This window comes from Mycobacterium seoulense, assembly GCF_010731595.1.
In the GTDB taxonomy this organism is placed as follows: Bacteria; Actinomycetota; Actinomycetes; order Mycobacteriales; family Mycobacteriaceae; genus Mycobacterium; species Mycobacterium seoulense.
The window spans coordinates 5,473,574-5,488,600 of record NZ_AP022582.1 but is presented as its reverse complement, the minus strand read 5'-3'; the positions used below and the strand labels follow the sequence as shown (position 1 = coordinate 5,488,600).

Below are 15,027 nucleotides of genomic sequence, written 5' to 3'. Positions count from 1 at the left end.
TTTTGGGATGTTCCCCTATTGGTAGGAGTCTCTTCTCGTAAGCGACTCCCATGGTAGGTGACAACCCCGCGAGGGCCGACGAACCTTAGGAGAGCCTGATCAGCCCGTAGTCGTAGGCGTGGCGCCGGTACACCACGCACGGCCGCTCGGTGTGCTTGTCGTGGAACAGGAAGAAGTCGTGCCCGACGAGTTCCATCTCGTAGAGCGCGTCGTCGACCGTCATCGGCGTGGCCGGGTGCTCCTTGGTCCGCACGATGCGCCCGGGCTCGTGGTCCGCCTCGGCGCCGTCATGGTCGACCGCCGGTTCCGGCGTGCGTTCCTGCGGGGCTGGCGGCACGACCGCGGTGGCGGCGGCCAGCGACACCGGTGTCTTGTCGCCGTAGTGGACTTTGCGGCGGTCCTTGGCGCGGCGCAGCCGGTTCTCCAGCTTGTCGACTGCGGACTCGAACGCCGCGTAGAAGCTGTCGGCGCAGGCCTCCGCCCGGCTTACCGGCCCGCGGCCGCGGGCGGTGATCTCCACGCGTTGACACGATTTGCGCTGGCGCCGGTTGGGCGCGTGTTTGAGCTCGACATCGAAGAGGTAGATGGAGCGATCGAACCGCTCGAGGCGGGCGAGTTTTTGGGAGACGTAGACGCGGTAGTGGTCGGGGATTTCTACGTTGCGGCCCTTGAAAACGACCTCGGCGGTTGCCGTCGGCTGCGCTTGGCCGTCGGTTTGCGTCGGCGGTTGGTCGAGAATCTGACCGGAATCCACGGATAGCCTTGACATACGTGACAACTCGTTTCTCTTTCACGTCGCACGCGCCCTGCGTGCCCGGCTTACTACGACGCGCCGACGAGGTGGGAGAGCGGTCCTTTTTTCGGAAGTCACCGCCGCAGGCTGCTCGCCGATGCAAGGTGTCGAATACTCACCCCTTCCCGCGAGTGGGGTCTCAACCTGGGAATGTCGCGACCAGTGAGTCAGACCAGGTGAGTCGATTGATGTTGTCCTCGACGTTAGCTCGTGTTCGCCTCGCCATGCCACTGATTTCGCGGAGCTGTTGCGAGTTCTTCACATACTCTTGGCGACCGCACAGCCTCACGCGGCCGCGACCGTCAGCACGGCGGTGACACGGACACCGGCGGCGGTCAAGACCCGCACCGACTCGCGGGCCGTCGCCCCGGTGGTGACGATGTCGTCGACGATCAAGACCTCGGCGTCGGGCAGCCGTGCGCGCGTCCGGCGCAGCAGCACCCGGCCCGCGACGTTGCGTTCGCGGGCGGTGCTGCCCAGGCCCACCGAGTCGCGAACCAGCGCCCGCAGCCGCAGCGCCGGGGCGACGGTGATGGCCGGGTGGCCCGCCACCGCGGTGCGCGCCAGCCGGGTGACCGGGTCGCCGCCGCGCCGCCGGGCCGCCGAGCGCCGCGTCGGCGCGGGTACGACGATCAGCGGCGTCTCGACGATCCCCCACGACAGCAGCCGGTGCACGCCGGTGGCCAGCGCGCCGGCCAGCGGCCCGACGAGATCGGCGCGGCCGTGCTCCTTGAGCGCCAGGATCGCCTGCCGGCGGGCACCCGCGTAGCGGCCCAGGGCGAACACCGGCACCTGCGGGTCGACGCGGGGGTTCACCACATGCGGCTGGTCCGCGGGCACCGACAGCTGCCGGGCGCAGGCGTCACACCAGCGGGTCGACGGCGCCCCGCAGCCGCCGCACTGCAGCGGCAGGATGAGGTCGAGCATGGGCGCCAGTGTCGCGGGCGGGGGTGACAACCTCCGCCGTTGCGCGCCGCTAGCCCGATGGCGGCGACCCGCAGCGCCCGGCTCCGCCGCGCTCGCGATCGCCGCTAGCCCGATGGCGGCGACCCGCAGCGCCCGGCTCCGCCGCGCTCGCGATCGCCGCTAGCCCGGCAGCACCGGCGCGGCCCCGAACACCGTCAGCCCGGGCACATCGGACCACGCCTGCTGGCTTTCGGCCGCCGACGCCGAATACTGCAGCACGCCTTGCGGGGCCCCGACGTAGATCGTCGACGGGTTGGCCGCGACGGTCAGCACCGGCATCTGCAGGCCCCGGGCCGGTGCGTCGGAGTTCACCCCGTCGAGGTTGACGTAGGACACCGGGTGGCTGGCGTCGGTGCGGGTCACCACGATGTCGTCGCCGGTGCGCCAGGACAGCGACACCACCGAGTTGCCCAGCCCGAAGCCGAGTCGCCGCGGGTAGGTCAGGGCGAACTGGCCGGCCTGGGTCTGCTCGACGCTGGCCAGGATCACCTGGCCGCCGATCACCATCGCGGCGCGCGCGCTGTCGCGCGACAGCTGCAGGTCGGTGATCGGCCCCGGGAACCGGCTGGCCACGGCGACGGAATCGACCGGGATGCGGGCGGGTTGCCCCGACGCCGGCTCCTGGATCGCGCGCAGCACGTTGTTGCCGTCCACCACCGTCCAGACCGCGTCGTCCAGCGACCAGCTGGGCCGCGTCAGGCTGTGCCCGTCGGCGGACTGGACCGCCTCGCCGCCGAGGTCGCCGATCCACAGCGACGCCGCCTCGTCGGGCGCGCCCCGGTGCAGGGTGACGACGGACGCCACCTGCCGGCCGCTGCGGGACAGCGCGGCCCCGGTCTGGTCGCCCATGCGCCCGAAGGCGCCGGGCACGTTGCTGAAGCGCTGTCCGTCCAGCGACACCAGCGAGCCGTTCACCAGGGCATGCAGCCCGGCGCCCGCGCCGTCGGCCACGCCGGGGTCGGTGGCGGCGACATCGGAGGTCGTCCAGCCGTCGGCGAACCTGTCGTCCAGCGGCGCGCCGTCGGCGTTGATCACGTACGGCCCCCGGATGTCGGCCCTGGCCAGCGTCCAAATGATCTGCGCGGCAAGCAATTGCCGGCTGTGCGGGTCGGTGGTGGACAGCTTCTCCAGGTCGATGCGCGCGCCGCCGTAGCCGCGCCCGATCCCGTTCTTGCCGCCGTCGGCCCGGGTCACCGGGCCGCGCAGCCGCAGCGGCGGGGCGAGCAGGTTGCGGACGGTGTGGGCCATCTCGGGCCGCGGTCCGGCGATCAACTTGGAGACCAACTCGGTGGCCAACTGGTCGTGATCGGCGACCGCGACGTAGCGCGGGTCGGGAACCACCGTCTTGCCGGTCGGGTCGGCGAAGTACAGCGTGTTGCGCTTGTAGGTCGACTGGAACTGCTGCCAGTCCAGGAACACCCCGTTGGGCAGCCGGTCGATCCGCCACCCGCCCGAGGTCTTGACCAACTCGATCTGGCCGGGGTCGGGCAGCACCCCCTCGGCGGTTTCGAACACGCCCATGTCCGACAGCGAGCCCAGGATGTCCGCCCGCATCGTCGCCGAGACCCGTTCTGCGGCACGGGTTTCCACGAATACCACGTGGTCGATCAGCAGCGCGCTACCGGCGTCGTCCCAGGCGTTGGACGCCGACTGGGTGAGGAACTGCCGGGCCGCCAGATGCCGGTTGGCGGGATCGGCTGTGGCCTTGAGGAATTCGCGCAGCAGCACGTCGGGATCCATGCCAGGGGTCGGCTTGGGCAGATTGGACGGCGCCGGGCGTTCGACGGTGCCGATGGCCTGGGGCGCCGACGAGCTGGGCACCCCCGCACAGCCGGCGAGCACCACCGCGAGGAACAACAGGCCGAGCAGGCGCCGCATCACCCGCTCCGCTCGGCGTGCTCACGTTGCCGCGACCGGTCTTTGGTTTGTTGCGGGCCCGTCGCACTCCCTGTGGCGGTGGGCGGGATGGGCTTCATGGGCAGCGGGCTGGTGGTGACCTTGTGGCCGCGCACCAGGGGAAGCGTCAGCCGGAAGCACGAGCCCTCCCCGGGCTCGCCCCACGCCTCCAGCCGGCCCTGGTGCAGGCGGGCGTCCTCCACGCTGATCGCCAGGCCCAGCCCGGTGCCCCCGGACCGGCGCACCCGCGACGGGTCGGCCCGCCAGAACCGGCTGAACACCAGCTTCTCCTCGCCGGGCCGCAGCCCCACCCCGTAATCGCGGACGGTGACGGCCACGGTGTCCTCGTCGGCGCCCATCCGGATCTGCACGGGCTTGTGTTCGGCGTGGTCGATGGCGTTGGCGATCAGGTTGCGCAGAATCCGCTCCACCCGCCGGGTGTCGACCTCGGCGATCACCTCCTCTTCCGGCAGGTCGACGAGCAGCTCGATGCCGGCGTCTTCGGCCAGGTGGCCCACGTTGCTCAGCGCGCTCTGCACGGTGGTGCGCAGATCCACCGCCTCGACGGACAGCTCGGCCACCCCGGCGTCGTGCCGCGAGATTTCCAGCAGGTCGTTGAGCAGCGACTCGAACCGGTCCAGCTCGTTGACCATCAACTCGGTGGACCGCGCCAGCGTGGGATCGAGGTCGGCGCTGTGGTCATAGATGAGGTCGGCGGCCATCCGCACGGTGGTCAACGGGGTGCGCAATTCATGGCTGACGTCGGAGGTGAACCGGCGCTGCAGGTTGCCGAACTCCTCGAGCTGGGTGATCTGGCGGGACAGGCTTTCGGCCATGTCGTTGAAGGACACCGCCAACCGGGCCATGTCGTCCTCGCCGCGCACCGGCATCCGTTCGGACAGGTGCCCCTCGGCGAACCGTTCGGCGATCCGCGACGCCGACCGCACCGGCACCACCACCTGGCGGGAGACCAGCAGCGCGATCCCGGCGAGCAGCACCAGCAGCACCGCGCCGCCGGTGATCATGGTGCCGCGGACCAACGTGATGGTGGCCTGCTCGTTCTTCAGCGGGAAGATGAGGTACAGCTCCAGGTTGGCCACCTGCGACGACGCCGGCGTGCCCATGACCAGCGCGGGGCCGGAGAAGCCGTCGGTGTGCACCGTGGCGTACTGGTAGGACGCCTGCCCGGCCTTGACGAAGCCGCGCAGCGAATTGGGCACCTGGTCGACGGGGCCGGCCGCGGTCGCCGCGCGCGGCCCGTCGCCGGGCACGATCAGCACCGCGTCGAACGCGCCGGCGAGCCCGGCGCCCGACGCGGGGTCGGTCTTGGAGGTCAGCGTGTTGCGGGCCAGCTGAAGGCTGCTGTCCAGCGAGCGCGTCTCCTCGCCGCTGACGATCCCGCCGACGGTGGTGCGCGCCCGCTCGATCTGCTCGATGCCGGCCTTGACCTTGACGTCGAGCACACGATTGGTGACCTGAGAGGTCAACACGAAGCCGAGCGCCAGGATTACCGCCAGGGACATTCCGAGCGTCAGCGCGACGACACGCAGCTGCAACGACCGGCGCCAGGCCACGGCAACGACTCGACTCACCGCACCGATGCCGCGGGTCATGGGGCCGGAGCGCCCCCAACGGCTCCGAGTGCGTCGCCGGGAGCCCCAAATCACCGCCGGCGCCCTCCCCCACGACGAACTAGACGGCGCCCGCGGATCACGGAGGTCCGGCCTTGTAACCCACTCCTCGAACGGTCAACACCACGGTCGGGTTTTCGGGATCCTTCTCAACCTTGGCCCGCAGACGCTGGACGTGCACGTTCACCAGGCGGGTATCCGCCGGGTGCCGGTAGCCCCACACCTGTTCGAGCAGCACATCACGAGTAAACACCTGCCGCGGTTTGCGCGCCAACGCGACCAGCAGGTCGAACTCGAGCGGCGTCAGGGAGATCTGCTCGCCGTTGCGGGTCACCTTGTGCGCCGGCACGTCGATCTCGACGTCGGCGATGGAGAGCATCTCGGCGGGCTCGTCGTCGTTGCGCCGCAGCCGGGCCCGCACCCGGGCGACCAGCTCCTTGGGCTTGAACGGCTTCATGATGTAGTCGTCGGCGCCCGACTCCAGGCCCAACACCACGTCCACGGTGTCGGTCTTGGCGGTCAGCATCACGATCGGCACACCGGAGTCGGCGCGCAGCACGCGGCACACGTCGATGCCGTTCATGCCCGGCAGCATCAGGTCCAACAACACCAGATCGGGGCGCAGTTCGCGCACCGCAGTCAGGGCCTGGGTGCCGTCACCGATGACCGCGGTGTCGAAACCCTCCCCACGCAACACGATGGTGAGCATCTCGGCCAGCGAAGCGTCGTCATCGACGACCAAAATCCTTTGCCTCATGGAGTCCATGGTGTCACCAGAACGGGACAAACCCGGCGCGCCACACGGGCGTTTCGTGCGCAGAGCCGCAAATATGGATGCAAATCCGGTCAAAAACCCCTGTCCGGCGCCCCCGGCGTGCCCTCCCGGACGGTCGCGGGGACGTCCTTGGCGCCGATGAGGGTGGCGGCCAGCCGGCCCGGATCGACGTCCGCGCCGGCGACCAGCCACGGCCCGCCCCAGCCCGCGGCGGCCAGCTCCGCGTAGACGGCGCCGGTGCGCAGCTGCAGTTCGGCGTCCCGTTCGTAGCTGTCGCGTGCCCGCCCGGGGTCGGACTGCGCGCGGCCGCGCGCGCGCTGCCCGGCCAGCTCCGCGGGCACCGCGAGCAGCACCTGCCAGTCGGGCGCGGGCAACCGCAGCCGGCGGTACTCGAGCTCGAGCACCCAGGCGGCCGCCGCGCCGGCCGCGTCCTCGTGCAGGCGCGCGGCGCTGTAGGCGGCGTTGGATGCGACGTAGCGATCCAGGATCACCACGTCGCGGTCGCGGCGCAGCGCCTCGATGTCGTCGACGGCGCCCGCGCGGTCGAGCGCGAACAGCATCGCCATCGCGTAGACCGATGACGCGAGGTCACCGTGCTCGCCGTGCAGGGCCTCGGCCGCGACGTCGGCGGTCACCGATTTGCCGTAGCGCGGGAAGGCCAGGATCGCCACGGACTTCCCAGCCGCCTCGAAGGCCTTGCGCAGGCCCTCGGACAGCGTCCGCTTGCCCGCGCCGTCGACCCCTTCGATCGCGATCAGCACGGCGCCGAGCCTATCGGGCCGCCGAGCGCCCGGCGGGCCGGGCGTTCGGCCAAAGCGGGCTCAGTAGCGGTAGTGGTCGGCCTTGTAGGGGCCGTCGACGTCGACGCCGATGTACTCGGCCTGCTCCTTGGTGAGCTTGGTCAGCTTGCCGCCGAGCGCCTCCACGTGGATGCGGGCCACCTTCTCGTCGAGGTGCTTGGGCAGCCGGTACACCTCGTTGTCGTACTCGTCGTTCTTGGTCCACAGCTCGATCTGGGCGATCACCTGGTTGGAGAAGCTGTTGCTCATGACGAACGACGGGTGCCCGGTGGCGTTGCCCAGGTTCAGCAGCCGGCCCTCGGAGAGCAGGATGATCGACTTGCCGCTGTCGGGGAACGTCCACACGTCCACCTGCGGCCGGATGTTGGTCTTGGTGGCGCCGGAGCGCTCCAGCGCGGCGACCTGGATCTCGTTGTCGAAGTGCCCGATGTTGCCCAGCACCGCATAGTCCTTCATCGCCTTCATGTGGGCCAGCGTGATGATGTCCTTGTTGCCGGTGGCGGTGATGACGATGTCGGCGGAGCCGATCGCGTCCTCGACCGTCTCGACGTCGTAGCCCTCCATCAGCGCCTGCAGCGCGTTGATCGGGTCGATCTCGGTGACCACGACGCGCGCGCCCTGGCCCTTGACCGATTCGGCGCAGCCCTTGCCCACGTCGCCGTAGCCGCAGACCAGGACCTTCTTGCCGCCGATCAGCACGTCGGTGCCGCGGTTGATGCCGTCGATCAGCGAGTGCCGGCAGCCGTACTTGTTGTCGAACTTGGACTTGGTCACCGAGTCGTTGACGTTGATGGCCGGGAAGGCCAGGTCACCGGCCGCGGCGAACTGGTAGAGCCGCAGCACGCCGGTGGTGGTCTCCTCGGTGACACCCTTCACCGACTCCGAGATCTTGGTCCACTTGTCCTTGTCGGTCTCGAAGCGCTTGCGCAGCAGCTCCAGGAAGACCTTCCACTCGCTGGGGTCGTCCTCCTCCGCGGGGGGCACCACGCCGGCCTTCTCGTACTGCGCGCCGCGCAGCACCAGCATGGTGGCGTCACCGCCGTCGTCGAGGATCATGTTGGCCGGCTCGTCGGGCCACGTCAGCATCTGCTCGGCGGCCCACCAGTACTCCTCCAGCGTCTCGCCCTTCCAGGCGAACACGGGGACGCCCTTGGGCTCCTCGGGGGTGCCGTGCGGGCCGACGACCACGGCGGCGGCGGCGTGGTCCTGGGTGGAGAAGATGTTGCACGACGCCCACCGGACCTGCGCGCCGAGGGAGACGAGGGTCTCGATGAGCACGGCGGTCTGCACCGTCATGTGCAGCGAGCCCGAGATCCGCGCCCCCTTGAGAGGCTGCACGTCGTGGTACTCGCGGCGCAGCGACATCAGACCCGGCATTTCCTGCTCGGAGAGTTCGATGTCCCGGCGACCGTATTCCGCCAACGACAGGTCGGCGACCTTGAAATCGATGCCGTTGCGGACGTCGGCGGTCAGCGAACTTTCGGTCGTCGTCATAAAAGTCTCATTCCTTACTACGGCTTGGGTTCCCAGCGATTACTTAGCTTAGGTATGCGCTCTTGCGCCACTGTAGTCGGCGGCCGCCGCAGGGCGTCAGGGGACGTTGACCACGCCGTGACGCTCGGCGAACGGCGTCATCAGCCGCGCCAGGTCGGCCGCCACGTCGTGGTCGGCCTCGGGCGGCATCGACACGTAGCTCATCGCCAGCCGCACGATGGCCCGCGCCAGCACGCCGGCGTCCTTGTCACTGGTGGCCACCCAGCTCTGGGTGAAGGCCGCGCCGAGCCGATCCGACGCCCGCGTGATGATGGGTCCGCTGTCGGTGGTGATGATCTGCAGCAGGTCCGGCTTGGCGACTCCGGTCAGCAGGGAGATCACCAGCGGGTCCGCCGCCGACTCCGCGAAGAAGTCGCGGAAGCCTTGCAGGAACGCCTCGTAGATGTTGCCGACGTTGGCGTCGATCGCGGCATGGACGGTGTCGACCAGCCGGTCGGCCAGGCGCAGGGCATACCCCTGCGCCAGCCCCTGCCGCGAGCCGAACTCGTTGTAGATGGTCTGCCGGCTGATGCCCGCGGCGCGGGCCACGTCGGCCAGCGTGATCGCGGACCAGTCCCGGCTTCCCAGCAGCTCCCGCATCGCATCCAGCACCGAGTCGCGCAACAGGACGCGCGACGCCTCGGCGTACTGCATCCGCTTCACAGGCGCGACAATAGCCGCTTGGGCCACGCCGTTGGTGCCGATCACGCCCGGGCTATCTCGACCATCTCGAAGTCGGATTTCGCCGCGCCGCAGTCCGGGCAGCTCCAGTCGTCGGGAACGTCGTCCCAGCGGGTGCCGGGGGCGATGCCGTCCTCGGGCCAGCCCTTGGCCTCGTCGTACTCGAATCCGCACTGCACGCAGATGAAGAGCCTGTAGTCGCTCACCGGTTCACTCCTGAATTCTCGAAATCGACCTTCTCGCGCACCGCACAGTCGGGGCAGCACCAGTCGTCGGGGATGTCGCTGAAGGGCGTGCCCGCGGGAAAGCCTTCCCGCGGATCGCCTTTCGCTTCGTCGTAGGTGTAGTCGCAGCCGGGGCAGCGGTAGGTGGTCATGCCGGCACCCCGTAGCGCGCCAGCAGCTTGTCTCGCATCCGCGGCTGGATGTTGACCTTGGTGATGTCGCCCTCGTAGTGCGCCAGCACCCGATGGTCCATCACCTTGCGCCACAGTGGCGGGAAGTAGGTCAGCGAGATCATCGACGCGTATCCGCTGGGCAGGTTGGGCGCGCCTGTCATGCTGCGCAGGGTCTGGTACCGCCGGGTGGGGTTGGCGTGGTGATCACTGTGCCGCTGCAGGTGGTACAGGAACAGGTTGGTGACGATGTGGTCGGAATTCCAGCTGTGCACCGGGGCGCAGCGCTCGTAGCGGCCGTTGGCGTTCTGCTGCCGCAGCAGCCCGTAGTGCTCCAGGTAGTTGACGGCCTCGAGCAGGCTGAAACCGAAGACGGCCTGGATGATCACGAACGGGATGAGCGCCGTACCGAAGACCCCGATCAGCACGCCCCACAGCACGACCGACATCAGCCAGGCGTTGAGCACGTCGTTGGACAGATACGTCTTGGGATTCCAGGGGCTCGAGCCCTGCCGGCGTATGCGTTGCGCTTCCAGCCGCAGCGACGAGCGCAGGCTGCCAAAGACGCTGCGCGGCAGGAACTCCCAGAACGTCTCGCCGAAGCGGGCCGACGCCGGGTCCTCCGGGGTCGAGACGCGCACGTGGTGGCCGCGATTGTGCTCGATGTAGAAGTGGCCGTAGCAGGTCTGCGCCAGGGTGATCTTGGACAGCCACCGTTCCAGCGAGTCCTTCTTGTGGCCCATCTCGTGCGCGGTGTTGATGCCGACGCCGCCGAGCACGCCGACCGACAGCGCCACGCCCAGCTTGCCCGCCCAGCCCAGCGCGCCGTCAAAGCCGAGCCAGTGCAGGTCGGAGGCGGTGAAGAGGTAGGCACCCATGATCACGCTGAGGTACTGGAACGGAACGTAGATGTAGGTGCAGTAGCGGTAGTACTTGTCGTTCTCGAGCTGCTCCATCACCTCGTCGGGCGGGTTCTGCCCGTCGGGCCCGAACCGCAGGTCGAGGATCGGCAGCAGGACGTAGAGCAGGATGGGCCCGATCCACAGCGGCACCTGCGCGGCGACGTGCCAGCCGAGCTGGTTGAGCGCCCAGGTGATCGGCAGCATGACGAACAGCGCCGTGGGGGCGATCAGCCCCATCAGCCAGAGCCGGCGCTTCTTGTCCCGCCAGACGGGCGCCTCCGCGACGTCCGATTGCGGCCTCAATGTCGTCATATGCCAAACCTCCTTGTGAGTCACACCACGCTTGAGGTTGACAATATCGCCCATAGCGTCTCGTGTCTAGACACAAGACGTGGTTTTGTAAAGGAGTTCTAGGGCACGGTGTCGGGTTCGGCCCGCGCGGGCGGTTGGATCCCCTCCGCCTCGCGACGGCCCTGCACGGAGTGCCGGTATCCGTAACCGACGTAGATCGCGGTGCCCACCACCAGCCAGACGCCGAACCGCACCCAGGTCAGCGCGGTGAGGTTGACCATCAGCCACACACAGGCGCAGATCGAGGCGATCGGCAGCACCGGCACCCACGGGGCCCGGAAGCCGCGCTCCAGGTCCGGACGGGTCCGGCGCAGCACCATCACGCCGGCCGAGACCAGGACGAACGCGAACAACGTTCCGACGTTGACCATCTCCTCGAGCTTGGCGATCGGGAACACCGACGCCGTCGCGGCCACCACCACCGCGACGAGCACGGTGATCCGGACCGGGGTCCCACGCGCGCCGGTCTTCGCCAGCTGCCGCGGTAACAGCCCGTCGCGCGCCATGGCGAATAGCACCCGGCACTGGCCGAGCATCAGCACCATCACGACGGTGGTCAGCCCGGCCAACGCGCCGATCGCGATGATCTTGCTGGCCCAGTGGATCCCGTTCGCCGTGAACGCCGTGGCCAGGTTCGCCGGCTTGTGGCCGGGGGCGGTCTTGAGCTGGGTGTAAGAGACCATCCCGGACAGCACCACCGACACCGCCACGTACAGCACGGTCACGATGGCCAGCGACGCCAGGATTCCCCGCGGGACGTCGCGCTGGGGCCGCTTGGTCTCCTCGGCCATGGTGGCGACGATGTCGAACCCGATGAACGCGAAGAACACGATCGACGCGCCCGCCAGCACGCCGTACCAGCCGTAGTGGCTGCTGTGCGCGCCGGTCAGCAGCGACAGCACCGACTGGTTGACGCCCGAGGCCTCGTGCCCGGATTCGGGCTTGGGGATGAACGGCGAGAAGTTGGAGGCCTTGATGTAGAAGGCGCCGACGACGACGACCAGCAGCACCACCGAGACCTTGATGCCGGTGATGATGGCGGAGAACCTCGACGACAGCTTGGTGCCCAGGGAGATCAGGGTGGCCACCCCGGCGACGATCAGCAGCGCGCCCCAGTCCAGGTTGATCGAGCCGAGCTGGGAAGTGCCGCCGGCGAATCCGAACACGTTGCCCAGGTAGCTGGACCACCCCTTGGCCACGACCGCCGCGCCGATCGCGAGCTCCAGCAGCAGGTTCCAGCCGATGATCCAGGCGAGGAACTCCCCGAAGGTGGCATAGGAGAAGGTGTATGCGCTGCCGGCCACCGGCAGCGTCGAGGCGAATTCGGCGTAGCACAGTGCCGCCAGCGCGCAGGTGACCGCCGCGATGATGAACGAGATCCAGATCGCCGGGCCGGTGATGTCGCCGGTGGTCGACGCGGTCACCGTGAAGATACCGGCGCCGATCACCACCGCGACCCCGAAAACGACCAGGTCCAGCCAGGTCAGTTCCTTGCGTAGCCGGGTGTCTGGCTCGTCGGTGTCGGCGATCGATTGTTCGACCGACTTCATCCGCCATCGGTTGGCCATCCGCCGCCCTTTCCCGTCTGCTGGGACCCATTGGTCCGGGACAGTACTGGGTACTCTGCCGAGATGCCGGACACCAAAGCAAGCACCAGGGACCATGCGGTGGTCATCGGGGGCAGCATCGCCGGCCTGTGCGCCGCGCGGGTGCTCTCGGATGCGTATTCCCGCGTCACCGTCTACGAACGCGACGACTTGCCGAGCACGCCGTCGAACCGGGCGACGGTCCCGCAGGACCGGCACCTGCACATGCTGATGGCCCGCGGCGCAATGGAGTTCGAGAGCCTGTTCCCCGGGCTGCTGGAAGACATGGTGGCCGCCGGCGTGCCGATCCTGGAGAACCGCCCCGATTGCATCCACCTCGGCGCCGCGGGCCACGTGCTCGGGACGGCGCACACCCTGCGCGACGAATTCACCGCGTACGTGCCCAGCCGCCCGCACCTGGAGTGGCAGCTGCGCAAACGAGTCCAGCACACCGACAACGTCGCGATGGTGCGCCGCTCGGTGGCCGAACCGCGGTTCGACCCGGCCCGCCGGCGGGTGACCGGGGTGCAGCTGGACCCCGGCGACGGCGAGGAGCCGGAATTCGTCGCGGCGGACCTCGTCGTCGACGCGGCCGGGCGGGGCACCCGGCTTCCGGTGTGGTTGGAGCAGTGGGGATACGAGCGGCCCAGGGAAGACGTCCTGGACATCGGCATCCACTACGCCACCCAGCAGTTCCGCATCCCGGACGGACTGATCGCGGAGAAGGTGGTGGTGGCGGGCGCCTCGCACGACAAGTCGCTGGGGCTGGGCATGCTGTGCTACGAGGACGGCACCTGGGTGCTGACCACCTTCGGGGTGGCCAACGCCAAACCGCCGCGGACTTTCCCCGAGATGCTGGCCCTGGCCGAAGAGCTGGTCCCGGCCCACGTCAACGTGGCGCTGAGGCAGGCCGAACCCCTGGGCGAGCCGGCGTTCCACGCCTTTCCGGCCAGTAAGTGGCGACGCTACGACAAGCTGGACCGCTTCCCCGCCGGCATCATCCCCTTCGGCGACGCCGTCGCCAGCTTCAATCCGACCTTCGGGCAGGGCATGACGATGACGTCCCTGCAGGCCGGTCACCTGCGGCGCGCGCTGGCCTCCCCCGACGACGAGCTGGCCGCGGAGCTGAGCCGCGCCACCGCCAAGACCACCTTCCCGGTCTGGACCATGAACGCCATCGGCGACGTGACCTTTCACCACGCCGACACCAAGGGGCCCATCCCCTGGTGGTGGCGGCCGTCGGGCGCGCTGTTCGACCAGTTCCTGGGGGCCGCCGAGACGGATCCGGTTCTGGCGGAATGGTTTTTGCGCCGGTTCTCGCTGCTCGACAGCCTCTATATGGTCCCGCCGCCGCGCATCGTCGGCCGGACCATCGCGCACAACCTGCGGCTGTGGCTGGGCGAGCGCCGCCGGGCCGCCCGTGGCGATCGCGAGCGCGGCGAAGCCGGGCGATGCGGGTCGCCACTATAAGACCGCCGGCGCCCCGTCACAGCCCTACGGTCGCCCTGAACAGTTTGGTGGGCTCCAGCGCGACCAGCCGGATCGGGGCGTCGTCGGCCGCCACCCAGGCGGCCATCCCCCGGCGCAGCGTCAGCGACCCGGACTTGCCGTGCACGGTCGTGCAACCCTCGGTGCACAGCAAGATCTGCGGACCCTCGTGGCTGCACGAGGCGTCGACCTCGTGGCCGAGGTAATCGCCGTCGAGCTCGAGCAGCGCGACCGCGAACTCGTCGGCCGGGGTCTCATAGATCAGGCCGAAGCCCTCGCGGCGGACGTGGGGCCGCACCTGCGCCTCGGTGGTCGGGGTGAAGTCGAGCACCCGCAGCAGCTCGGGGACGTCGACGTGCTTGGGGGTCAGGCCGCCGCGTAACACGTTGTCGGAGTTGGCCATCACCTCGACCGCGAAGCCTCGCAGGTAGGTGTGCAGGCTGCCGGCCGACACGAAGATCGCCTCCCCCGGGGCCAGGATGATGCGGTTCAGCAGCAGGGCCGCCAGCACCCCGGCGTCGCCGGGATAGCGCTCCCCCAGTTCCAGCACCGTCTTGACTTCACCGGCGAATTCCGTTGCCCCGGAGCTGATGTACTGGATCGCACCGTCGAGCACGGCGGGGATCAGCACGTCGATGTCGGGCTGGGGTGCGGTGATCCAGGTGGTGAACAGCGCGCGCAGGCCGTCGGCGTCGGACTGGTCGTTGAGCAGGTCGATGAAGGGGTCGAGGTCGGAGACGGCCAGGGCACGCAGCAGCTCGACCGTGCGGGAGACCTGACGGAAGCCGGCGAGCGCCTCGAACGGCTGCAGTGCCACCAGCAGCTCGGGTTTGTGCGAGGTGTCGCGGTAATTGCGCACCGGCGAGGTCAGCGGGATCCCCAGCCGCTCCTCGCGCAGATAACCCTCCGCGGCCTGCGCCGCGCTGGGGTGGGCCTGCAGGGACAGCGGCTCGTCGGCCGCGAGCACCTTGACCAGGAAGGGCAGCACGTCTCCGAAGCGGGCGCGCGCGGCGGGGCCGAGCTCGCCCTCCGGGTCGGCGATCAGCGCGTCGAGCAGCGAGATCTCGCCCTGATCCGTTTCCAGCCAGGCGGGGTCGCCCGGGTGCGCGCCGAACCAGAGCTCGGCCTCCGGATGGGCGGCCGGGACCGCACGCCCGGTGAATTCGGCTAAGGCGGTGCGTGATCCCCAGGCATAGGTCCGCAAGGCTCCGCGAAGCAGTTCCACTGTTCT

At 69.3% G+C, this 15,027-nt stretch carries 14 protein-coding genes; 1 reads left to right on the top strand and 13 read right to left on the bottom strand.

Features of this window, described 5'->3' with window-relative positions; all coding sequences use genetic code 11:
- Positions 1-85 precede the first annotated feature (85 nt).
- From hpf to G6N37_RS25520, 12 genes are all read right to left on the bottom strand, one after another.
- Positions 86-754 carry a ribosome hibernation-promoting factor, HPF/YfiA family gene (hpf, locus tag G6N37_RS25575; protein WP_163685507.1) on the bottom strand — a complete coding sequence of 223 codons (669 nt, stop codon included), beginning with the start codon at positions 752-754 and terminating at the stop codon, positions 86-88.
- A gap of 324 nt (positions 755-1,078) precedes the next feature.
- The gene (locus G6N37_RS25570; RefSeq protein ID WP_163684305.1) at positions 1,079-1,720 is read right to left on the bottom strand and encodes a ComF family protein; all 642 of its coding nucleotides are present in this window, start codon (positions 1,718-1,720) and stop codon (positions 1,079-1,081) included.
- A gap of 159 nt (positions 1,721-1,879) precedes the next feature.
- Positions 1,880-3,637: an MtrAB system accessory lipoprotein LpqB gene (lpqB, locus tag G6N37_RS25565; RefSeq protein WP_163684303.1), complete on the bottom strand. Its 1,758-nt coding sequence runs from the start codon at positions 3,635-3,637 to the stop codon at positions 1,880-1,882.
- Complete coding sequence (gene mtrB, locus G6N37_RS25560) at positions 3,637-5,322, bottom strand: MtrAB system histidine kinase MtrB (protein ID WP_163684301.1); 1,686 nt, start codon at positions 5,320-5,322, stop codon at positions 3,637-3,639. Before mtrB ends, lpqB begins: the two co-directional genes overlap by 1 nt.
- 43 nt (positions 5,323-5,365) lie before the next feature.
- Entirely contained in the window at positions 5,366-6,052 is a 687-nt protein-coding gene (gene mtrA, locus G6N37_RS25555; protein ID WP_007168097.1) for a two-component system response regulator MtrA, read from the bottom strand.
- Positions 6,053-6,132: 80 nt separating this feature from the next.
- The gene (locus G6N37_RS25550) at positions 6,133-6,822 is read right to left on the bottom strand and encodes a dTMP kinase (RefSeq protein ID WP_163684299.1); all 690 of its coding nucleotides are present in this window, start codon (positions 6,820-6,822) and stop codon (positions 6,133-6,135) included.
- Between the two features lie 60 nt (positions 6,823-6,882).
- On the bottom strand, positions 6,883-8,355 hold the full coding sequence (gene ahcY, locus G6N37_RS25545) for an adenosylhomocysteinase (RefSeq protein WP_163684297.1): 1,473 nt from the start codon (positions 8,353-8,355) through the stop codon (positions 6,883-6,885).
- Between the two features lie 96 nt (positions 8,356-8,451).
- A complete protein-coding gene (alkX, locus tag G6N37_RS25540) occupies positions 8,452-9,048 on the bottom strand; it encodes a TetR family transcriptional regulator AlkX (RefSeq protein WP_163685505.1) in 597 nt (198 codons plus the stop codon).
- Positions 9,049-9,098: 50 nt separating this feature from the next.
- Positions 9,099-9,281: a rubredoxin gene (locus G6N37_RS25535; protein WP_163684295.1), complete on the bottom strand. Its 183-nt coding sequence runs from the start codon at positions 9,279-9,281 to the stop codon at positions 9,099-9,101.
- Positions 9,278-9,451 (bottom strand): rubredoxin, encoded by a 174-nt coding sequence (locus G6N37_RS25530; protein WP_163684293.1) that lies wholly within the window; start codon positions 9,449-9,451, stop codon positions 9,278-9,280. Before G6N37_RS25530 ends, G6N37_RS25535 begins: the two co-directional genes overlap by 4 nt.
- On the bottom strand, positions 9,448-10,683 hold the full coding sequence (locus G6N37_RS25525) for an alkane 1-monooxygenase (RefSeq protein ID WP_163684291.1): 1,236 nt from the start codon (positions 10,681-10,683) through the stop codon (positions 9,448-9,450). The genes G6N37_RS25530 and G6N37_RS25525 overlap by 4 nt, the downstream gene beginning before the upstream one ends.
- 98 nt (positions 10,684-10,781) lie before the next feature.
- Complete coding sequence (locus G6N37_RS25520) at positions 10,782-12,290, bottom strand: APC family permease (protein WP_163684289.1); 1,509 nt, start codon at positions 12,288-12,290, stop codon at positions 10,782-10,784.
- A 99-nt stretch (positions 12,291-12,389) separates the two neighbouring features.
- Between G6N37_RS25520 and G6N37_RS25515 the strand changes: the two genes are divergently transcribed.
- Complete coding sequence (locus tag G6N37_RS25515; RefSeq protein ID WP_163685504.1) at positions 12,390-13,778, top strand: FAD-dependent oxidoreductase; 1,389 nt, start codon at positions 12,390-12,392, stop codon at positions 13,776-13,778.
- 16 nt (positions 13,779-13,794) lie between these two features.
- Here the strand turns inward: G6N37_RS25515 and manA are convergent, their stop codons facing one another.
- Positions 13,795-15,021, bottom strand: coding sequence for a mannose-6-phosphate isomerase, class I (gene manA, locus G6N37_RS25510; RefSeq protein WP_163684287.1), 1,227 nt, complete (start codon positions 15,019-15,021; stop codon positions 13,795-13,797).
- Positions 15,022-15,027 lie beyond the last annotated feature (6 nt).

What these genes read in the sequence shown, in the direction of transcription:
- mtrA (WP_007168097.1), bottom strand. Translation starts at nt 6,052, where the DNA reads ATGGACTCCATGAGGCAAAGGATTTTGGTCGTCGATGACGACGCTTCG.
- G6N37_RS25520 (WP_163684289.1), bottom strand. Translation starts at nt 12,290, where the DNA reads ATGGCCAACCGATGGCGGATGAAGTCGGTCGAACAATCGATCGCCGAC.
- G6N37_RS25530 (WP_163684293.1), bottom strand. Translation starts at nt 9,451, where the DNA reads ATGACCACCTACCGCTGCCCCGGCTGCGACTACACCTACGACGAAGCG.
- alkX (WP_163685505.1), bottom strand. Translation starts at nt 9,048, where the DNA reads ATGCAGTACGCCGAGGCGTCGCGCGTCCTGTTGCGCGACTCGGTGCTG.
- G6N37_RS25525 (WP_163684291.1), bottom strand. Translation starts at nt 10,683, where the DNA reads ATGACGACATTGAGGCCGCAATCGGACGTCGCGGAGGCGCCCGTCTGG.
- G6N37_RS25570 (WP_163684305.1), bottom strand. Translation starts at nt 1,720, where the DNA reads ATGCTCGACCTCATCCTGCCGCTGCAGTGCGGCGGCTGCGGGGCGCCG.
- lpqB (WP_163684303.1), bottom strand. Translation starts at nt 3,637, where the DNA reads ATGCGGCGCCTGCTCGGCCTGTTGTTCCTCGCGGTGGTGCTCGCCGGC.
- ahcY (WP_163684297.1), bottom strand. Translation starts at nt 8,355, where the DNA reads ATGACGACGACCGAAAGTTCGCTGACCGCCGACGTCCGCAACGGCATC.